Annotated in this window: 19 protein-coding genes; 11 read left to right on the top strand and 8 right to left on the bottom strand. The window is 42.7% G+C overall.

Features of this window, described 5'->3' with window-relative positions:
- From VK541_RS14340 to VK541_RS14325, 4 genes are all read left to right on the top strand, one after another.
- Window positions 1-799: sugar phosphate isomerase/epimerase family protein (locus VK541_RS14340; RefSeq protein WP_324371005.1), on the top strand; the 799-nt coding region annotated here is incomplete at its 5' end.
- A 3-nt stretch (window positions 800-802) separates the two neighbouring features.
- Entirely contained in the window at window positions 803-2,212 is a 1,410-nt protein-coding gene (locus tag VK541_RS14335) for a c-type cytochrome domain-containing protein (RefSeq protein WP_324371004.1), read from the top strand.
- Between the two features lie 7 nt (window positions 2,213-2,219).
- Window positions 2,220-5,207: a sensor histidine kinase gene (locus VK541_RS14330; protein ID WP_324371003.1), complete on the top strand. Its 2,988-nt coding sequence runs from the start codon at window positions 2,220-2,222 to the stop codon at window positions 5,205-5,207.
- A gap of 124 nt (window positions 5,208-5,331) precedes the next feature.
- Complete coding sequence (locus VK541_RS14325) at window positions 5,332-6,078, top strand: LytTR family DNA-binding domain-containing protein (protein WP_324371002.1); 747 nt, start codon at window positions 5,332-5,334, stop codon at window positions 6,076-6,078.
- Between the two features lie 105 nt (window positions 6,079-6,183).
- Here VK541_RS14325 and gap read toward each other — a convergent pair whose 3' ends face one another.
- The 3 genes from gap to pfkA are packed head-to-tail and all read right to left on the bottom strand — an operon-like array spanning window position 6,184 to window position 9,024.
- Complete coding sequence (gene gap / locus VK541_RS14320; protein ID WP_324371001.1) at window positions 6,184-7,182, bottom strand: type I glyceraldehyde-3-phosphate dehydrogenase; 999 nt, start codon at window positions 7,180-7,182, stop codon at window positions 6,184-6,186.
- Window positions 7,183-7,193: 11 nt separating this feature from the next.
- A complete protein-coding gene (locus VK541_RS14315; RefSeq protein ID WP_324371000.1) occupies window positions 7,194-8,036 on the bottom strand; it encodes a hypothetical protein in 843 nt (280 codons plus the stop codon).
- 1 nt (window position 8,037) lies between these two features.
- Window positions 8,038-9,024 carry a 6-phosphofructokinase gene (pfkA, locus tag VK541_RS14310; RefSeq protein ID WP_324370999.1) on the bottom strand — a complete coding sequence of 329 codons (987 nt, stop codon included), beginning with the start codon at window positions 9,022-9,024 and terminating at the stop codon, window positions 8,038-8,040.
- A 117-nt stretch (window positions 9,025-9,141) separates the two neighbouring features.
- Between pfkA and VK541_RS14305 the strand changes: the two genes are divergently transcribed.
- Window positions 9,142-9,831 (top strand): NUDIX hydrolase, encoded by a 690-nt coding sequence (locus VK541_RS14305; RefSeq protein ID WP_285054910.1) that lies wholly within the window; start codon window positions 9,142-9,144, stop codon window positions 9,829-9,831.
- 65 nt (window positions 9,832-9,896) lie between these two features.
- Here VK541_RS14305 and VK541_RS14300 read toward each other — a convergent pair whose 3' ends face one another.
- The gene (locus tag VK541_RS14300; RefSeq protein WP_324370998.1) at window positions 9,897-10,754 is read right to left on the bottom strand and encodes an N-acetylglucosamine kinase; all 858 of its coding nucleotides are present in this window, start codon (window positions 10,752-10,754) and stop codon (window positions 9,897-9,899) included.
- Window positions 10,755-11,083: 329 nt separating this feature from the next.
- On the opposite strand from VK541_RS14300, the gene VK541_RS14295 reads away from it, so the two are divergent.
- From VK541_RS14295 to VK541_RS14285, 3 genes are read left to right on the top strand one after another with little or no spacing between them, the layout of a single operon-like run.
- Complete coding sequence (locus VK541_RS14295; RefSeq protein WP_324370997.1) at window positions 11,084-12,124, top strand: GntG family PLP-dependent aldolase; 1,041 nt, start codon at window positions 11,084-11,086, stop codon at window positions 12,122-12,124.
- A gap of 11 nt (window positions 12,125-12,135) precedes the next feature.
- Entirely contained in the window at window positions 12,136-13,629 is a 1,494-nt protein-coding gene (gene accC / locus VK541_RS14290) for an acetyl-CoA carboxylase biotin carboxylase subunit (protein ID WP_324370996.1), read from the top strand.
- Window positions 13,630-13,631: 2 nt separating this feature from the next.
- On the top strand, window positions 13,632-14,216 hold the full coding sequence (locus VK541_RS14285; RefSeq protein WP_324370995.1) for a riboflavin synthase: 585 nt from the start codon (window positions 13,632-13,634) through the stop codon (window positions 14,214-14,216).
- On the opposite strand, the gene VK541_RS14280 is transcribed toward VK541_RS14285, so the two are convergent.
- On the bottom strand, window positions 14,217-15,362 hold the full coding sequence (locus VK541_RS14280; protein ID WP_324370994.1) for a tetratricopeptide repeat protein: 1,146 nt from the start codon (window positions 15,360-15,362) through the stop codon (window positions 14,217-14,219).
- A gap of 139 nt (window positions 15,363-15,501) precedes the next feature.
- Here VK541_RS14280 and VK541_RS14275 point away from each other — a divergent pair, with 139 nt between their 5' ends.
- Window positions 15,502-15,804, top strand: a complete 303-nt coding sequence (locus VK541_RS14275) for a hypothetical protein (protein ID WP_324370993.1) — start codon at window positions 15,502-15,504, stop codon at window positions 15,802-15,804.
- 11 nt (window positions 15,805-15,815) lie between these two features.
- On the opposite strand, the gene VK541_RS14270 is transcribed toward VK541_RS14275, so the two are convergent.
- Entirely contained in the window at window positions 15,816-17,594 is a 1,779-nt protein-coding gene (locus tag VK541_RS14270) for a sensor histidine kinase (protein ID WP_324370992.1), read from the bottom strand.
- 210 nt (window positions 17,595-17,804) lie between these two features.
- On the opposite strand from VK541_RS14270, the gene VK541_RS14265 reads away from it, so the two are divergent.
- Both VK541_RS14265 and VK541_RS14260 read left to right on the top strand, forming a co-directional pair.
- Window positions 17,805-18,392 (top strand): porin family protein, encoded by a 588-nt coding sequence (locus tag VK541_RS14265; protein WP_324370991.1) that lies wholly within the window; start codon window positions 17,805-17,807, stop codon window positions 18,390-18,392.
- A gap of 110 nt (window positions 18,393-18,502) precedes the next feature.
- Window positions 18,503-18,787: a hypothetical protein gene (locus VK541_RS14260; protein WP_324370990.1), complete on the top strand. Its 285-nt coding sequence runs from the start codon at window positions 18,503-18,505 to the stop codon at window positions 18,785-18,787.
- On the opposite strand, the gene VK541_RS14255 is transcribed toward VK541_RS14260, so the two are convergent.
- Both VK541_RS14255 and hppD read right to left on the bottom strand, forming a co-directional pair.
- The gene (locus VK541_RS14255) at window positions 18,784-19,704 is read right to left on the bottom strand and encodes a YihY/virulence factor BrkB family protein (RefSeq protein WP_324370989.1); all 921 of its coding nucleotides are present in this window, start codon (window positions 19,702-19,704) and stop codon (window positions 18,784-18,786) included. The two genes, VK541_RS14260 and VK541_RS14255, sit on opposite strands and share 4 nt — an antisense overlap.
- A 94-nt stretch (window positions 19,705-19,798) precedes the next feature.
- Window positions 19,799-20,929 (bottom strand): 4-hydroxyphenylpyruvate dioxygenase, encoded by a 1,131-nt coding sequence (gene hppD, locus VK541_RS14250; protein WP_324370988.1) that lies wholly within the window; start codon window positions 20,927-20,929, stop codon window positions 19,799-19,801.
- Window positions 20,930-21,192 lie beyond the last annotated feature (263 nt).

The raw sequence follows: 21,192 nt of genomic DNA, 5'->3' as shown, positions 1-21,192 counted from the left end.
TACCGACTGGGGTTTTAAGGGTACGCCGGATGATTTCTGTGCTGCCGCAAAAAAGGAGGGGTATGAGGGTATCGAGGCCTGGTGGCCGGCCGGAAACCCTAAAGCACAGGAGAGTCTGTTTGCCGCTTTAAAGAAACATGGGCTGCAGGTGGGTTTTCTTTGCGCGGGCAGCCAGACTGAGGCAGCAGCACACCTGGACACCTTTAAGAAAAACCTGGATGCTGCGACCGGAAATGCTATTCAAAAGCCGCTTTACATCAACTGCCATTCTGGTAAGGATTACTTTACCTACGAGGAGAACAAGCTTTTTATAGATTATACGACCAGGAAAAACCAGGAAACAGGTATTCCAATTTATCATGAGACCCATCGCGGAAGGATGCTTTATTCAGCGGCTGTGTCGAGGCAATTCATAGAGAAAAACCCGGCTTTGCGGCTGACTTTGGATATCTCTCACTGGTGTGTAGTCCATGAAAGCCTGCTGGCTGACCAAAAAGAAACAGTTGATCTTGCGCTGGAAAGGGTTGGTCATATCCACTCCAGAATAGGCCACCAGCAAGGCGCCCAGGTCAATGACCCCCGGGCCCCCGAATGGGAACCTGCAGTTAAAGCACACCTTGCCTGGTGGGATAAAGTAATTGAACGGAAAAAATTGAAAGGAGAGCGGATGACCATTTTGACAGAATTTGGTCCGCCGGACTACCTGCAAACCCTGCCTTATACACGTCAGCCGGTAGCAGACCAATGGGCCATAAATGTTTATATGATGAACCTGCTGCGCAAGCGTTATCAATTGTAAGGAATGACGTTGTTATCAATACCAGATTTTATTGGCCGGTTCCACCCCGTTTTGGTGCATTTGCCGATTGGCATTTTGTTGCTGGGCTGTCTTTTTCAGCTGATGACCATTAAAAGCAGGTTTTCGGCACTGCGTGCTGCTGTACCTTTTATTTACCTGCTGGGCGGACTTGGAGCTGTTGTTTCTTCAGTAAGCGGTTACCTGCTTTCCCAAAGCGGAGATTATGATGGAAACATGGTTGGAATACATCAGTGGCTGGGCATTAGTGTGTCCGTTATTTCACTGGTGGTCTATATCCTATACCGGAAAGGGGTAAGAGAAGCTTTACTCAATTTGACCGCTGTGGTTTTAATTGTTCTGATTACGCTGACGGGCCATTACGGCGGCTCCCTGACACATGGCTCAGACTACCTCACATCAGCATTAAATGATGACGGGAAGGGGAAAGCCGCTGTTCCGCCTGTACCGAATGTACAGCAGGCCCTTGCTTACACGCACATGATCCAGCCATTGCTCAAAAATCGCTGCTACAGCTGCCACGGAGCTGATAAACAGAAAGGAAAACTCCGCCTTGACACCAGGGAGTTTATGTTAAAAGGAGGCGAGGATGGCAAAGCGATAATACCGGGCAGTGCTGAAGAAAGCGAGCTGATCAAAAGATTGCTGCTGCCTTCGTCCAACGAGGACCACATGCCGCCTAAAGAAAAACCGCAGCTTACACAGGAGGAAATACAGCTGCTCACCTGGTGGGTAATGGAAGGAGCTGATTTTAATAAAAAAGTAACCGAACTGAAGCAATCAGAAAAGATAAAGCCAGTATTGCTGAGCTTTCAGACAGGAGCGGCCAAAGCCGCCGAAGCCCTGAGCGATGTCCCTGCTGAAGAGGTCACAAAAGCCGATGCAGCCCTGATCGCACAATTGAAACAGGCCGGCGTGGTGGTGATTCCTGTAAAGGGCAATAGCAATTACCTGTCTGCCAGTTTTGTCACTGCAAAAGCAACACCCGAAGTTTTGAAGCTGCTGTCTGGATTAAAAAAACAATTGGTCTGGCTGAATATGGCTGGTACCGGACTTGATGACAATGGACTAAAAATGCTGTCAGGCTTAGCTGCGTTGGTCCGTGTCAACCTGAGCAATACCTCCGTGACAGATCAGGGAATGGCATCCCTGAAAGGGCTGAAACATCTGCAATATATTAATCTTGTGGCGACAAAAGTAACTGCTGACGGTGTTGAGCAGCTTAAGGAACTTAAGGAATTGAACAGCATTTATCTGTACCAAACTGCTGTAAATAAAAAAGATACAGAACGATTAAAAAAGCTGTTCCATAAAGTGAATCTGGAATTTGGTGGTTATATTGTGCCTACATTAGCTAAAGATACCACCGAGGTGAAGCCTCCGGTTTCAAAATAAACAGATCATGATTAAACATTTCCTGAGCCTGGTTGTCTGTCTTCATTTGCTTGCTATAGAGACAAATGCTCAGCTAAAGGATGAAATCATCAGATTCAGCGAAGGCCTGCCATCAGATTTTGTAAAGGAGTTGTCGCTTAATGACAGAGGATGCCTGATCCTGGCTACCAGACGTGGCTTATCTCTGTATGATGGCTACCGTTTTTTGGATCATACTGATGCTTCTGCCAACATCAGCAGTCTGGCCGTTAAAGACGATGCCATTTATTATCATGATGTTTACAATGGCCTGTGTATGCTCAGGAATTTTTATAGTGTCCCCAAAATTATTGCTGCCAATAAGTATCATGATGCAGATCCTAATAACGATCATTTTGACGACATCTTTGTCGATTCAGGCGGCCGCATATGGTGCAGCGACATGAATAATGTGAAGTATTTTACAACTAAGGGAGGCAGAAACAAGACTTTTTTAATTGATAAAAACACAGATGGCGGCGGTCGCTTTACTACTTTTATGGAACCTGAAAAAGGGAAGGTTCTGATCTTTAGCCAAAAAGGCATATTTATATGGTCCGAGCAAACCAACAGGATCATTAAACAGCCGGATGCCGGACTGGAGCATAATTTTTCAGCCGTTGCCTTGCTCAATAAAGACCAGGTATTGCTCGGAACAAAGCAGGGGGGCATTTTGAAATACAATATCTCCAATTCGAAGCTGGAGGCCTTGCCTTCCCTGCCTGGCAATGAAATGGTCATGGGTTTTGAAAAAATAAATTTGGCTGGTCAGTCCGGCCTTTTATTGTATTCCAGTGAAAACATCTACCTGAGGAATGACGCAGATCAGCGTACGACACTTTTTTACCAGACAAAAGATCAGTCTATCAATAAAGTGATCGTCAATCACCAGACAAACATCACCTGGATAGCCACCAATAAAGGGCTGATCAAATTATTTTATCCTTATTCATCTGTACGCAATTTAATGCTTCCCGCCCAGGACAGAAAGCCCGGAAACATGATCACAGATATTGTGGAGCTTTCAAACGGGAATACCTATTGCATTACCAATAATAACCTGATCTGGATCTACAATAAAGCTGCGGGCTGGCAAAAGCTGGCGATCGCAGATAAGCTGGTGAAAACAGAAAGCCTGTATCCGTTAGCTAATGAGATATTGATTTCAACAAACCGGGGTGTTTATATATTAAATGGGAATAGAATCAAAAAGCTTGAACTGCCTGCGGATGCTGACAACGTGGCCATTAAAAAATGCATCGTTGATCTGGATAGTAACCTCTGGGTATTGCCGTCCGGACGGGCTGCAAAGGTGTATTCATGGCCTGGTTTAAAGCCAAAATCTGAAATGGCCATCAATAACAAAGCGTTTTGGGAGGACAATGTCTGGAATGATATTTTTTGCAATGATGACGGAAAAATATGGCTCGCCGGATGGACCCCAAAAAGTTTTGGAATTGCGATCTATGACCGTTCAAAAAGTTACTTTAAAGAAATAAGCAAACTAAAGGCAAACGCAGACCAGTCCTTATTTGTAGGTGATTATTATAACCGGATCACCAAAACAAGTGATGGTGACATTTTGATCTCTGCCTATGGAGGCTGGAATCTGCTAAACCCGGATGGAGTGATTAAAAAGCAGCTGAATACAAAAAAATATGAAGTAGCTAATGACAGAGTAGAGGGGATAGCGGAAGATAAAAACGGGAAAATCTGGTTTGCAACAGAAGAGGGATTGCATATTTACAATAACAATACCGATAAAGTGATCAGGATTTCGCAGATCGATGGATTGCCGGCCGATGATCTGATCCATGGATTTAGAAAGCTGAACAATGGAAATCTTGCCCTTGGATTTGAAAACGGACTGTCAATTGTAGATGTCAACATGATCGTCAGATCGCAACTGGTAAACAAACTGGAGCTGTGTGCCTTAAAGATCAATGGGAAAGTCATCAATACCAACAACACTGACATCCGGCTCAGGGAAGGCGAAACGGAACTGGAACTGTTGTTTTCTTCATTAACTTATATAGACAAACGAAAGATCATTTACAGGTACAGATTTTCGGAAGAGAAAGAATGGAATTATCTGGGAAATAAACCTGAGCTGTCGCTAAGGCATCTGGCGCCAGGAAATTATAACATCAGGATCGAGGCGGGGGATAACCTGGAAAACTGGCAGACCAAAGACTTACAAATATCCCTTTATCTGCCAGCTCCCTTTTATAAAACACAATGGTTCACGCTCCTGATTTTTGTTGCCATTGTATTGGTGATCATTTATGTATACCGCTATTTGCTTCATCAGCATAAGGTGGAAGAGCAATATAAAAGGAAGCTAAAAGAAGCGGAGATGCAGGCACTGCGCTCACAAATGAACCCGCATTTTATGTTCAATACGCTCAACTCTATAAACAGTTTCATTATAGAACATAAAACCGACGAGGCAAGTGAATACCTGACCACTTTTTCCAGACTCATGCGGGATATTCTGGACAATTCCAAACACACCAGCATTCCGCTTTATAAAGAACTGCAGACGCTAAAACTCTATTTAAGCCTGGAAGCCACACGACTGGAACATACTTTTGACTATCACATTAAAGTGAGCAAAAATGTTTCGCAGGAAACATTGAAAGTCCCCCCGCTGATCTTACAGCCATTTGCGGAGAATGCCATCTGGCATGGACTCAGAAATAAAGAAGGGAAAGGGCTGCTGGAAATTCTCATTTCCCTCGAAGATGAAAATATGCTTCATATCATCATTAAAGATAACGGGATAGGCAGAAAAGCTGCTGCCCTGTTTATGGTCAGTCAGTTTAAACACAAGTCTTACGGAGTGGACATTACCTCGAGCCGGCTGAGGCTCCTGAGCAGTGAAAGCAGCATTGCTATTGAAGATTTGTATGACAGGCATCACGAGCCTGCCGGGACAGCTGTCCATATTTATTTAAACCTGGACCTAAAGAATTAAAGATCAGCATTTACCATTCAATGGCTCAAACTCACCATTCACTAAATAATTTTGATATTTTAAGGAATATTAAATTAAATTTAGCTGATTTGATAACATACTTATACATCTAAATTCACTCCCTATGAGTCTAATCAAAGCAGTCATTATTGATGATGAAAAACACGGTATCATAACACTTCAGCACTTGATCGGCCAGTATTGTGAAATGGTTGAAGTGGTTGCAACATGCCAGAAAAGCACCGACGCCAAACGGATCATCGAAGACAATCAGCCGGATATCGTCTTCATGGATATTGAAATGCCTGTATTAAGCGGGTTTGATGTGCTCAGCCAGTTTGATGAATTTAATTTCCAGACGATCTTTACTACAGCCTATGACCAGTATGCCATAGCGGCATTGAGACTGAACGCGCTGGATTATCTTCTGAAGCCAATTGACAGGGAAGAGTTAAGGGAGGCAATTGACAGGTTTAACCGTAAGGAGACCATTGCTTCAAAAAAACAGTTCCAGATGGCCAAGCAGTTTACGCAGTCGGGAATTATGGATACACTTGCACTTTCCAGCAGTAAGGGCCTCCACTTTGTTAAGATCAAGGACATATTATACCTGGAAGCGACCAGTTGTTATACCAATATCGTGATGAACGATGGCCAGGTCCATCTCGTCAGTAAAACATTGTGTTCTTTTGAAGAGGCGCTGAATGAACATTCTTTTTTCAGGGCACATAAATCTTTCATCATCAACCTGGAATTTATCAAACATTACATCCGGGGTGAGGGGGGAGAAGTGATCATGACCAATAATGCATCTATTAACCTGAGCCGTACAAAAAAACAGGAATTCTTGAATTTTTTCACCAAGATCTGATTCCGCAGGGTGGCCGGAGAAGCTCTGCAAACTGCAATAAAGAAAGGGATGAACGCATCCACGTCATCCCTTTTCTAACCAAATATAAACCTGTATGAACGGGTTTTACTTTAACGTTCCGTAGTACTCTACGAATTTAGCTAATGCATTAGAATAGCCCCATTCGTTGTCATACCAGGAAACCACTTTAACAAAGTTGTCATTCAATGAAATACCAGCTTTTGCATCAAAAATTGATGCGTGTGGGTCGCCGATAAAGTCAGATGAAACAACCTCATCTTCAGTATATGCCAATACGCCTTTCAACTCGCCTTCAGAGGCAGCTTTCATGGCTTTTTTAACGTCTTCATAAGTAGCAGGTTTTTCCAAACGTACAGTAAGATCGACTACAGAAACGTCGGCTACAGGAACGCGGAAAGACATGCCAGTTAATTTTCCTTTCAGTTCAGGAAGAACCAAACCTACCGCTTTTGCAGCACCGGTTGAAGAAGGGATGATGTTTGAGAAACCACCACGTCCACCTCTCCAGTCTTTAGCTGAAGGACCATCAACAGTTTTTTGTGTTGCAGTTACCGCATGGATCGTGCTCATTAAACCTTCTACGATACCAAAGTTATCGTTCAATACTTTAGCAATAGGTGCTAAACAGTTTGTGGTACAAGATGCATTTGAAACGATCGTTTGATCAGCAGTCAGTTTGTGATGGTTTACACCCATTACATAAGTAGGAGTATCGTCTTTTGCCGGAGCAGAGAATACAACCCTTTTTGCACCTGCAGTAATGTGTTTTTGTCCGTCTGCATGAGTTAAGAAAAGACCTGTAGATTCAATTACAGTTTCTACGCCGGCTTCATCCCATTTCAGGTTTGCGGGATCTCTCTCTGCAGTGATACGAATAGTTTTGCCATTTACTACAAGGTTTCCACCAACAACCTCTATTGTGCCATCAAATCTGCCATGTGTTGAGTCATATCTTAACATATAAGCCATATAATCCGGCTCTACAAGATCATTGATTGCTACAACATCTAATCCTCTTTTTAAAGCAGCTCTAAAAACCAGTCTGCCGATACGGCCAAAGCCGTTTATTCCAATTTTGCTCATTTTAATTTGTATTAATTCGAATAGTAGTTTAGTAAATTATAAATCGGTTCTTTAGTAATTGATGTAATTTCAAGACCATGCCTTCTGGCTGTTTCCCGCAGCTGGTCCTGGAAGTTTCCCGCCACAATGCCTACAAAATGGATCTCCTTTCCCGGATGCAGCTTTACGGTTGGCAGCATATAAGTTTTGAAATAACTTTCAAACGCCACGGTAATCAGTTCCAGTATAAATTTATGGTCACGGTTCTCTAAAAAAAAGTCAAAAAACGAACTCAGAAATTGCTGGGCCAAAGGCTTTCTGTAGACCCTTTCCAATATCTGCGGCCTGTCCAGGTTATACTTGGTCTCGAATTTCTGCTGAAGATCCGCAGGTAACTTCGCCTGCATGAAACTTTTCAAAAGAATTTTGCCCAGGTAGTTGGCCGAACCTTCATCACCAAGTATAAAACCCAGTCCGAAATTGTTCTTTTCAGCGCTCTTGCCATCAAAGTAAGCACAGTTTGCGCCGCTTCCTAAAATCCCTACAATACCCGTATTGTTATAGCATGCGGATATGGCTGCGCCGTACAGGTCATCTTTTACAGAGATCTTGCTGTATTTAAAGAATATACCCAGAGTTTCGGCCAGTTCATTCCTTCTTTCGGCAGAAGATGCGCCCGCAGCAAAGACATAGATCTTTTTAATGCTTTCCGCATGATTGATCAGGGTAGCTTTTTTGTTCAGGAACTGAAGGATGGACTTCTGGTCATTAAAGCAGGGGTTAATGCCGGGCATACTGCATTCGGCAATGGTCTTGCCATCCCTGGCTATTTTCCAGAAAGCTGTCTTCGATCCGCTGTATACTACCGCTATCATTTTATATGGACAAAACTTTAGTCATTTCTAATAAATCGCTTTCCAGTTTAAAGCTATGCTTGTTCAGCGCCTCTTCTATACTCGTAGTCCTGATGTCATTTCCCCGTAAACCGACCATTTCCATCGTATTTCCCTTCAGCAATTCATTTACCGCTGCAAAACCAAGTCTGCTGGCCAGAATCCTGTCAAAGCTGCTTGGACTGCCTCCGCGCTGAAGGTGGCCTAAGATAGTTACTTTTGTATCATAATGATCAAAACGGTCCTTAACTTTTTTTGCAATATCATAAGCGCCACCAGCTTTATGACCTTCAGAAACGATGACGATACTTGAAGATTTTTTGGTAGTAGCCCCCGCTTCGAGCGTAAGGATCAGTTCGTCCAGACTGGTTTGTTTTTCAGGCAGCAGTACAGCCTCAGCACCGCTGGCAATAGCACTTCTCAATGCAATACAGCCTGAATCCCTGCCCATTACCTCTATGAAGAAGAGCCTGTCGTGAGAGTCAGCTGTGTCCCTGATTTTATCTATAGCTTCAATAACCGTGTTGATCGCGGTATCGTAACCCAGGGTAAAATCTGAGCCGTAAAGATCATTGTCGATAGTTCCGGGTATACCGATCACCCTTACGCCGTGCTTTTTGGCAAAGCGCTGCGCTCCGGTAAATGTTCCGTCACCACCTATGACTACAAGGCCGTCTATCTCTCTTGCTTTTAAGTTCTCAAAAGCGATATCCTGACCTTCTTCAGTTTTAAATTCTAAACAGCGGGCTGTTTTTAGTATTGTACCTCCCTGATGGATTATGTTACTTACGGATCTTGCATCCATAGGGATAATGTTATTGTTAATTAATCCCTGATATCCTTGCAAAACTCCAAACATATTTATACCATTGTATATCCCGGTTCTTACTACTGCTCTTATGCAGGCGTTCATTCCCGGGGCATCTCCTCCAGAGGTTAATACAGCAATATTTTTGATATTTGGTTTCATGATTTATTTATACGAATATAGCGTGTAAATTTTACACTAAGTAATTTATTTTGTAATTTCCTATGTAATTAGGAAACAAGTATATTTATTTGCTTTAATATTTAAAAATTTAATGTTTTGAAAGAAGTTTTACCAAAGTTTGATTCCACTTTCTCGATTGATTGTGTGGTGTTCGGATTCGATGAAGGAGAATTAAAAATTCTTTTAATAGAGCGTAATGAAGAGCCCTTTAAAGATTGGTGGGCACTGCCCGGCAATATTGTAGGTGAAGATGAAAGTTTAGACCAATCCGCATCAAGGATATTGAATGAGCTTACAGGCCTTACAAACATATACATGGAGCAATATTACACTTTCGGTGATGTCAACCGGCATCCCCAGGGCAGGGTGGTAAGTATTGCTTACTATGCATTACTTAGACTAGGCGGAGAGAAATCTGTTAAACCGCTAAGTACTTATGCTAAACAGGCTTACTGGCGAAATGTAAAAGATCTTCCCAAACTTGCATTTGACCATCAGAAAATCTTTGAAAAGGGTTTGGAGAAAATCAAAAGAAGGATCAAACATCAGCCCATTGCTTTTGAACTTTTGCCGGAGAAGTTTACACTTACCCAGCTGCAGAATGTATACGAAGTTATCCTCAATAAAAAGCTCGACAAGCGGAACTTCAGAAAGAAAATGCTGAGTTTTGGTGTCCTGAGAGATCTTGACGAGAAACAACAGGGTGTTTCCTTCAGAGCAGCTACGCTGTACAAATTTGACAAGAGAAAATACGCCAAACTTTTTGGGAAAGAGATCTCTTTCTGATAAAGCTCAACAGCATAAAAAAGCTGCTGATCTGATGATCAGCAGCTTTTTAGGTATCATGTAAACTATTTGGCAGCTACATTCAGGTGGTAGTCAACAAGATCGTCTATAGGTGAGCGGATGATCTTTCCGATTCCCATTTCGTAACGGTCTGCAACAACACTGAGGATGTCTCTGAAGCTATAGCCAACAGAGCCAACGCAGTTTAATGTATAATCTTTATAGTTAGGGTAGTGGACCACCAGGTTTTCAAAGAATGCGGTGAACGCATAGTCGACTGTGGCATAAGTATAGTCTTCATAATTGTCTTTGAAGTCATATAAAAACTTACTAAAGCTTGCACAAAAGCGATTTGGTAACGGTTTATTGTAAATGTTATCAAAAATATCTTCGTTGGTCAGTGCGAAGTTATCGTAGAAACTCTCTCTTAGTCCTTTAGGCATATAACCTTTCATATAATCTGAAAGAATTCTTTTGCCAATGAAGCAGCCGCTTCCCTCATCACCCAGAAAATAACCCAGAGAATCAATGTTCAGTGAGATGTCTTTTCCATCATAGAGACAAGAATTGGTTCCGGTCCCTAAAATAGCGGCAAAACCAGCCTCATCTCCAAGAAGCGCCCTGCACGAAGCCAAAAGGTCATGGCCAATATTGATCTCTGCATTTACAAAGATCTGCTTCATTGCATCAGCAACGATCTTTCTTTTGGAATCTGTAGAACACCCCGCTCCGTAATAGTTTACTTCTGTAAGTTTGTCCGCTTCTAAATGGTCAGGTAAAGAATTTCTTAAAGATTCAACAATATATTCTGTACTTGAAAAATACGGATTGTAACCCTCTGTATTGAAAAGGATTTTTCTACCTGCCTCATTAATTAAACACCAATTGGTTTTGGTTGAACCACCATCTGCAATAACTATCATCTTAATTTGAATTTTTGGGGATAAAAGTAAATAATCCTAACACTTTGGTAGATTTTTTTTTCATAAATTTAATTTATATCTTTTGGTTTCAGTTTAAGTTTTGTGCCTTCTATTGTCTTTAAATGGACTTTAATTGTGTTTAGCTCGCAATTCTAAAGTTACCATATTGTTAAAAAAACACTAAGCCTAAAATACACTTAGTATTTTAAAATCCAAATTTTAAAATTATCTCCCTTCTGACAACATTTTAAATACCAATCTTAAATCCCTCTATAATTGAAATTAACGTACATTTTCGTAAACTTACTTTGTCAAAAAAAGATAAAATTATGGCCATACAAATTGACTTTAGAAGTGATACGGTAACCAAGCCAACAGCAGGGATGCTGGAGGCAATGATGAGTGCGAAAGTGGGGGACGATGTGTTTGGCGAAGATGAAACGGTAAACAGGCTCGAGCATAAGCTGGCTGCATTGTTCAATATGGAAGCAGGTCTGTTTTGCCCCTCGGGGACGATGAGCAACCAGATTGCCATAAAGTGTTTTACCCAGCCCATGGATGAAGTGATCTGCGACCAGACGGCACATGTCTACCGTTACGAAGGCGGCGGCATTGCCTACCATTCCATGGCGTCCGTGCGTCTGCTGAATGGCTCACGGGGAATACTCACGCCTGAACTTATCGAACCCGAGATCAACGAGGCCAACATTCACTACCCCAATTCCAGCCTGGTGGTTCTGGAGAATACAGTAAACAAAGGCGGCGGCGCTTGTTACAGCCTTGCCCAGATCGAACCGATCCATACCCTGTGTAATATAAAAGGACTTAAATTGCATCTGGACGGTGCGCGGATCTTTAACGCCCTGATCAGGACCGGAGATGCTGCAAGAGATTACGGCAAATATTTTGACGGCATCTCTGTCTGTCTGTCGAAGGGTCTTGGTGCACCTGTCGGATCTGTATTGCTTGGATCGGCAGAAACCATAACGAAGGCAGTTAAGATCAGGAAGGCCTTCGGTGGTGGTATGCGTCAGGCAGGGTTTTTAGCTGCAGCAGGAATTTACACCTTAGACCATCATATCGATCGCCTGTCTGCTGACCACCACCATGCACAGGCCCTGGCCGGCGCATTGGGTAAAGTGAGTTATGTTTTTTCAGTAATGCCTGTTGATACCAATATCGTACTTTTTGAAGTGGCAGAAGGATTTAAGGCCGGCAGCATTGTCCGTCAGCTGGCAGAAAAGGGGATAGCCTGCAACACTACAGGCCCGAAAACGATAAGAATGGTCACACATTTGGATATTTCTTCGGAAATGATAGATATGGCAATTGAAAACATAATACATTTGCATCCGTCAGTCCATAAATAAAAAGCCGGTAAATGAAGAAAATTCTTGTAGCAAACAGAGGCGAAATCGCATTACGCATTATGCGCTCCGCCCGGGAAATGGGGATAAAAACTGTTGCTGTATATTCTGAGGCAGACAGAACAGCTTTACATGTCAGGTATGCTGATGAAGCCGTTTGTATCGGACCCGCGGCCTCAAATCAATCTTACCTGCTTGGTGAAAAAATAATTGAAGCGTGCAGAACAACAGGAGCAGCAGCAATCCATCCCGGTTACGGGTTTTTATCGGAAAATGCAGCTTTTGCCAGAATGGTCAGGGAAGCAGGACTGATTCTGATCGGGCCAACACCTGAAGCTATGGAAGTTATGGGGAACAAACTTTCAGCGAAGGCCGCGGCCTTAAAATATAACATTCCGATGGTCCCCGGTACGGACACGGCGATAACTGATATTGGAGAAGCAAGAAACAGGGCAGTAGAAGTCGGATTTCCTGTTCTGATCAAAGCCGCCGCAGGAGGTGGAGGCAAAGGCATGAGGGTAGTAGAGCAAGTGTCCGATTTTGAACAACAAATGCAGCTGGCAGTAAGTGAGGCTACATCTGCATTTGGTGACGGATCTGTTTTTATAGAACGTTATGTTTCTTCGCCCCGCCATATCGAAATCCAGATCCTGGGTGATACCCATGGAAATATCGTTCACCTGTTTGAGCGTGAATGTTCTGTACAACGCCGTCATCAGAAAATAATAGAAGAAGCCCCTTCCAGTATCTTAACAGACGATATCCGTCATAGGATGGGCAAGTGCGCAGTTGATGTGGCCCGTTCGGTCAATTATACAGGAGCAGGTACGGTGGAATTTATCCTCGATGAGCATCTGGATTTTTTCTTTCTCGAAATGAATACCCGTTTACAGGTCGAGCATCCGGTTACGGAAATGATCACCGGCCTGGACCTGGTCAAGGAACAGATCAGGATTGCCATGGGAGAAAAACTGGCTTATACACAAGATGATCTGAAAATAAACGGCCATGCGCTGGAGCTAAGGGTGTATGCTGAAGATCCTGAAAATAACTTCCTGCCAGATATAGGTGTACTTCAAACTTACCATACCCCAAAAGGAAACGGGGTACGCGTTGACGATGGCTTTGAACAAGGAATGGAGATTCCGGTATATTACGATCCCATGATCGCCAAACTGATCACCTTCGGCAGGGACAGACAGGAAGCCATTGAAAAAATGATCAGGGCCATCAATGAATATGACATTACCGGTATAAAAACTACGCTTAACTTTGGGAAATTTGTAATGCAGCATGAGGCTTTCAGAACAGGGAAGTTTGATACGCACTTTGTGAGTAAATACTTCAATACCGGACAGGCCAAAACCGAAACTGAAGAAGAGGCGCTGCTGGCAGCGATTGCAGCAGTAATTTTACTGAAAAAACAACCGGAAGCTATTCTGGAAAGTCAGCGGACGGGGGACATGGCCAGCAGCTGGAGAAAAAACAGGGTAAAGTTTAATTCATAAAAATGTTTACAGGAATAATAGAAACACTTGGCACGGTCACGGAAATCAGAACAGAAGGGACTAATGTTCACTACACCATTCATTCTGAAATCAGTGCGGCCTTAAAGATAGATCAGAGTGTGGCCCACAACGGTGTCTGCCTCACCGTAGTTGAACTGAAGGAGGATACCCATACCGTTACAGCCATCGATGAAACCCTCAGGAAAACAAATCTCGCTCATTTAAAACAAGGCAGCAAAGTTAACCTGGAACGCTGTATGCAGATGAACGGCCGGCTGGATGGCCATATCGTACAGGGGCATGTAGATCAGACCGCGGTCTGCATAAAACGTGCAGAACTCGACGGAAGCTGGGAATACCGCTTTAAATATGATCAGGCCATTGGAAATGTGACCGTAGAAAAAGGATCTGTATGTATAAACGGGATCAGTTTAACTGTTGTAGGCTCTGCTGACAACGAATTCTCCGTATTCATCATACCCTATACATTTGAACATACAAACCTTCACGAAGTATATGAGGGCGATACAGTGAATATCGAATTTGACATCATCGGCAAATATGTGGCCCGGCTGATCAACAGATAGCTATCGTTTCAGATCTTCAATTTTAGTATTTATGAACTTAACAAGCTTAGGCTGTTTGCCTTTATCTATGGTTTTCAGATATTGTTCATAATAGCTGATCGCATTCTTTTTGTCATTTAATTTGGTTTCGTACACCAGGGCTATATTGTAGAGTAAACTGCCGTCATTTTCAAAATCCAGGCCCTTTTTGTAAGCCTTATTGGCATCTTCATTTTTGCTCAGCTTTTCAAATGAATCGCCAAGCAAACCATAATAACTGGCAACCAGGGGAGACACACCCTCCTGAACTGCTTTTTGCAGATAAACAACCGCATTATTGTAATCCCTCACGCCTCTGTAGCTTCTGGCAATGTTAAAATACAAGGCCTCCTTGTCAATCATATTTTCTTTGATCAGCAGAAAATATTTAAGCGCATTTTTATAATCCAGTGTAAGATAATAGGCCTTCCCCAGATTATTCAGAACGAAAGTCGAGCTGTCACCGTAGCTCAATAGTTTCTGCCCTGTTTCAATACTTTCCTTATACTTGCTTTCGGCAGTGTTTATCGGCATTCTCATTTTCAGCAATTGCAGATTGGCGCTGTCTGCTTTTAAGGCAGGGGCAATCACCGCAGCTGCCCTGTCCATGAAATTCATCTTAAAATAAAGCTCTGCCAGATCAAATGCCACCTCCGCATCTTCGGGGTTCAGGTCATTTGCTTTGCGCAGGTATTCTATTCTGTTGATATCCAGATCCGCTTTGCTCAGTTTCGACAATTGCTTATAGGTAATGTAACTCGTGCTGTCTGCCTGAAGTGCCCTCAGGTAATATTTCCTGGCTTGTGAATTATTTCCCCTCCTGATGTTGATATCCGCCAGACTGTACAGCACCGGTATACTTGCAGAATCCTTTGCATAGAGCTTTAAATAGGTTTTTTCAGCTTCAGGAAGTTTTCCTGCCAATAAAAAGGCGTATCCCAATTCTGAGAGTTCTTTTTTATTTTCGGTGTTTTCCCTGTATATCCCTTTCAGGTAAGCTGATGCTTCTGCGTACTGCTGAGCCTGGTAGTACTCTAATAGTTTTCCTTTGTCAAATTTCAGAGAGTCCTGTGCCCGGCTCGTTTCAACAGATAGGAATATAATAAATAAGAAGAGGATCCTTTTCATAAATAAACATGGTCAATCTGGCTAAAGTAGCAATTTCATGGCCAAAGCAAGTCAATGACTGTAACTTTTTAAAACATATTCATAGGTTGGATCGTTGAATATAGCATAAAACGAATGTTAATCTTAATTAAAATATAATATGGATACCTTAAAGAAGTTTGAATTGATGCAGAAGATAGTTAGGGAACTTGAAGATTTACAGCACTCCCAGCAAGCCATCATTCAAAAGATAGGAAAAATTGAAGTAGACAATATTGAACTTGGCGATAAAAGACTGGAAAAAGACCTGCCGGACATGCACCAGCGGGTTTCTGACAATCTGGATACGATAGTTGGCATATTGGAATATTTTGCCGATAAGACCCAAAACTTTGGGGATAAAAACAATGTTGATGCTTTAAAAGAACAACAGGCCATTAATCAGGCAACCGGGAACAATTAATTTAAAAACAATCAAAGGCTCAAGCTTTTATCGTCTACAGGAAGGTAGACCGAAAAGCTTGAGCCTTTTCCAATTTCGCTTTCAGCGACTAATCTTCCGTCATTCTTTTCCGCAAATTCTTTACAGACCATCAGGCCAAGCCCGGTACCCTTTTCATTCATGGTGCCCCGGGTAGATTTGTTTTCTCCCAGGAATAGTTTGTCCAGAGTTTCTTTAGGTATGCCCACGCCATTGTCTTTTATACAAAGCTGGATGTTGTGATCACCGGAATAAACAGCAGTAATGTGGATGACACAATTTACATGGCAGAACTTGATGGCATTGTTCAGAAGATTCCTGATAATGATCTGTACCATCAGCACATCCGCATAGACCATTTCCCCCGGAAATACGTCCTGTATGATCTCAATATTCTTTGCTTTGGCAGATGACAGGTGGTGGTCTACCTCACTTACAATCAGGCCCTTGAGGTCAAAGAATTCTTTGTTGATCCCATACCCCTTTAGCTGGCTTCTGGACCAGTGCAGAATGTTTTCAAGCAGATCAGTGGTGTATACAATGTCTTTGTTTAGTGTTGGGGAAAGGGCTTTAAATTCTTCACTGCTGATCTGATCATCAGAGATCATTTTCAGCACCTCAGATAAATTTACCAGTGGTGCCCTTAAATCATGGGCTATAATAGAAAATATCCTGTCTTTAAGCTGGTTGAGCTTTTGCAGTTCTTCAGCTTGTATTTTTGATCTTAATGATTCTGCACGGAGTATAGTAAGGTCCTGCAGCTTGATGAAAATAGCCTCGTTATTCAGTTGATTGTCATCGAGATACCCAATGTCCGCCTCCAGGTCAAACAAACCCTTGTCCGTTCCAATTTTCAGTTCTATTTTTCCTGCACGGTGCGCTTTTAAGAATTCAAGCAGTTCCGTTTGCCCCGGGATCAGCACTTCCAGTGGGGTTCCTATGATCTTATTTTTGCTGTTTGCAGGCAAATATTTACTGAAAGTCTTATTATAATCGATGATACGGTGCTTGTTGTCCAGTACCAGGAAACCATCCTGCATCAGGTCCAGTACCTTTTCCCGGGCCACCGGCAAAATGTCGAAAAGTTTAAAGCGGTAGATCGCCAGCGAGATCAGGAATATTGTGGCAATGAAAGCAAACGGAGTGAGGTCGAGGTTCTTCATCGGCCTGAAGCCGGCCAGGTAACTGATATTGGTGAGCCAGGGGATCATGGCTGCTATGATGACACTATAATTCTGACGCTTATATATAGGATCTGCCTTTCGGAACTTAACGATCAGCAGGTAACTGCCGGCAGCCAGGAGTATATAGAAATAAATGGTGAACAAGATGTAGGATATACCAGGTTCTACAGTGACTGTTGGAAAATCACCTGTCAGATCCAAATAGTAATTTTTATAGTGGAGGTGGTGAAAATGATTGGTCCATACCAGAAAAACAGTAATAACCGGAACAGCGATCAGCAGAAAAAGTATGGACCGGTTCTTATACCAGTCTTCCTTACCTGATAATTTCAGACAGAACAAAAACCAGGTAAGCGGCAATGCTGTGATGCCCAGATACTCAATATTTATGAAGGCCTTAGCCTGACTGAGCGTGGTGCTGGCCAGTTCAAATCCATAGGCCAGTGACCAGATGGCATTGGCAAGCATCATGATGCCAAAGAACCGAACAGCTTCACCTTCCTTTCTATAGACGTAGTGAGATAAAAATAACGTAACCGACCCGCAAAAAATTAGAATGAGGGAATAAAAATTAAACGTAAAGTCCATTAAAAGGGCATCCTAAGTATAGTTTGAAGGAGTACTATCTAACAATAAGGGTGAGTATCGCACTTTTACGATAAAACTACGTATTTTAGTTCCAAATTAAAAATATTCTTATTTTTACGCTTAAAGATTAAATAACACACCAAATATGATGTATTGAAACTATCCCATACATTGATTGTTTCAGTATTATTAAAACAAAACCATAAAAACATGAAAAAAATATTCTTAGCAGTGCTGTTCGCAGGTTTCAACCTTGCAGCCTTCAGCCAGGTGCTCCCAAGCTTTCAGTTAGGTATTAAAGCAGGAACGAACCTGTCCAAATTGAGTACTGAAAACACTTTTAGCAGTGACAACCGGGCGGGTTATTACGCTGGCCTATGGGCCCGCATAGGAGCAGCTGGCATTCATTTGCAGCCAGAGCTCTATTTGAGCGGCAAGAACACGACGCTTAAAAACAGTGAAGGTCAGGAGAACAAAGTAAAATTTACCAGTCTTGATGTTCCAATATTAGTAGGCACCAAGATCGGCGCTGCGGGAATTGGTGTCCGGTTAAATACAGGACCCGTGGTTTCCTTTATCCTGGATGATGAACAATCATTTGGAGATGCAGCAGGCCAGGCATTTAAAGGAAACTTCAAAGGTCAGAACATTGCATGGCAGTTTGGTGCCGGCCTGGACATTAAAAACCTGGGTGTAGACCTGAGATATGAAGCCGGACTTTCTAAGGTTGGCGAAGGTGATTATGAAGGCCAAAAACTTGGGCTTTTTACGCTGGGACTTGCCTATAAACTGTTCTAAAAAACATCGGATAAACATAATTTTGTAAAAGGGGTAAACTTTCAGGGTTTACCCTTTTTTTTGGCTTTAAAATTGATATTGCTTTCATCCCTAACCTAATGAATACTACTATGAATATCAAAGAATTATTGCTAAACGGCCAAAGCTTTTCTGATCTGCTGAAACAGTTCTCAATTGATGCCAGCGACGTGAAAATACAGGACGAAGATGTGATCCTGAATGATCAGAATTTAGAACACCGGGAAATTGTAAAAGAAAGTATTTGTATCGAAGGGAAGAACAAGGAGGGTGGAATTATCAATTTCTTTGGTACCTTACATTACAACTTACTCAATAAGCTGGCTGTGTTTGAAATGCAGGGTTTTGAGCAGGTATCCAAGCCGGTGGCTTGTTAAGTATCCTTTAAAATCTCTTTTATTTCATAATTGAACGCCCCTTTGATCGGACGTATAGGGGTTTCCCTGTCATCACTCAATACTTTTACATAACATGCCCCGAAATAGAATATGAAGGAAGAGTAGAATACAAAAAGCATGATCAGGACAATAGAGCCTGAAGTACCGTAGATATTTCCTATGCCGCTTAGAGGGAGCATGATCCTCAGTATATATTTTCCAAAAGTGAACAGCACGGCAGTAAGCAGGCCGCCCCTGAGCGCAGCTTTCCATGTCGGCCTGCCGTTGGTCAGAAAGCGGAACAGCACCGTAAACCAGATCATGACTATGCCAATGAAGACCAATTGATTGAGTACATACAAGAACAGCCGGCCAAATGTAGGAGAAGCTGTATTGATGTATTCGCCGATGTAAGCCTGGATACTGTCTGTTAAAAATCCCAGCAGGAACAAGACACCTGCGAGCAGGATGATCACTATAGACCTGGCCCTCAGTTTCAGTTTAAACAAAAATCCCGAGTGCGCTTTATTTGCTATGGACCAGATCTGGTCCATAGAATTTTTGATCACACTAAATAAAGTGGTGGCTACAAATAAAAAAAATATGAAGCTCAGTAAGGTCGCATACCATTTATGATCTATCCCTCTTATATTTCTCAGGGTCTGCCTGATCTGCAGGGTGCTGCTGTCATCCAGGATACTTGCCAGCCGCTCAAATAAACGTGATGCCAGGATCTTGCGGTCAATAAAAAAACCAAATAATCTGATGAGGATCAATAAAATAGGAGGCAATGCAAAATTTGTGAAGAATGCGGTGGCACCGGCCAGCCTTAAAGGATCATTCTTGCTGAAGAGCTTGAATGCCAGCCTAAGCCGCATAAAAAATAATGTTGTTCTCTTGATCAGGTTAAATTCCATACCCCTCATTAATGCCTTGAAGCCCGAAAGTAATAAAAAAAGAGGACATCCATATCATGAATGCCCTCCCCGTTTTTAAATGAATAAGAGGTTTTTATAAATTTCCTCTTAGCTCTTGTTCGCGCTCTAAGGCCTCAAATAATGCCTTAAAGTTGCCTGCGCCAAATGACTGGGCACCTTTTCGCTGTATAATTTCAAAAAATAAGGTAGGCCTGTCCTCCACAGGTTTCGTAAATATCTGGAGCAGGTAGCCTTCCTCATCACAATCCACCAGGATGCCCAGTTCCTTCAACTGCGCGATCTCCTCGTCAATCTCCCCGACGCGCTCCGGCATCATATTGTAATAGGCTTCAGGGGGTGCACTTAAAAACTCAACCCCCCGGGCCTTTAATTGCCTCACGGTAGCCAGAATATCTTTTGTTGCTACCGCAATGTGCTGCACCCCCTCACCTTCATAATATTCCAGGTACTCTTCGATCTGTGATTTTTTCTGCCCCTCAGCCGGCTCGTTGATCGGAAATTTGGAATAACCGTTTCCGTTGCTCATTACCTTGCTCATCAGTGCACTGTATTCCGTATTGATCTGTTTGTCGTCAAATGAAAGGATATTGACAAATCCCATCACCTCCTCATACCATTTGACCGTCTCATTCATCCTGTTCCAGCCCACATTGCCCACGCAATGGTCTATATAAAGCAGGCCGGCATCCGCGGGATTGTAGTCGCTGTTCCATTCCCGGTAGCCCGGCAGAAAAGCCCCTTTATAGTTCTTCCGTTCCACAAAAAGGTGTACAGTTTCGCCATAAGTGTAAATCCCCGATAGGCGTACCTCCCCATGTTCGTCCGACTGGGTTACCGGCTCCAGATAAGGTTTTGCACCGCGTTTGACCGTTTCCTCAAATGCGCTGTAAGCATCATCTACCCATAGTGACAGGATCTTTACCCCATCACCATGTTTCCGGACGTGCCCGGCAATAAGACTATCCGATTTCAGTGCTGTCGTAAACACCAGTCTGACCTTCCCCTGCTGCAGTACATAAGAAGCCCTGTCCCGCAATCCAGTCTCCGGACCAGCATAAGCCAGTGACTGAAAGCCAAAAGCCGTTTTGTAATAATGCGCAGCCTGTTTCGCATTTCCCACATAAAACTCAATGTGATCCGTCCCGTTTATCGGGAGAAAATCCGGAGCCTCAGCTATCTTTTCTGCAAATGTTTGTGTTGACATCTTAGTTTTTTTATGAATAATAAATCAGTTTCAGTTTTTTTATTTCTCATTCCTTACTTTTTATACTCCCTGCTTTCCCCTTAAAATTCTGTACACCGAACTGACATGGAAATCCTCCTTCAGGATTTCGAGTCAGCGAGGTGTATTGAATTTTAACCCCCCTCCTTCAGGATTTCGAGTCAGCGAGGTGTATTGAATTTTAACCCCCCTGCCAGCTCTTATAATACCCCTCATCCTCAATCGCTACCGCTTCCTCGGTAAGC

Origin of the sequence: Pedobacter sp. (assembly GCF_035317785.1) — a bacterium.
Classification (GTDB): domain Bacteria; phylum Bacteroidota; class Bacteroidia; order Sphingobacteriales; family Sphingobacteriaceae; genus Pedobacter.
Note: the sequence above shows the minus strand (reverse complement) of the source record. Positions and strands in the feature narration are given on the sequence as shown.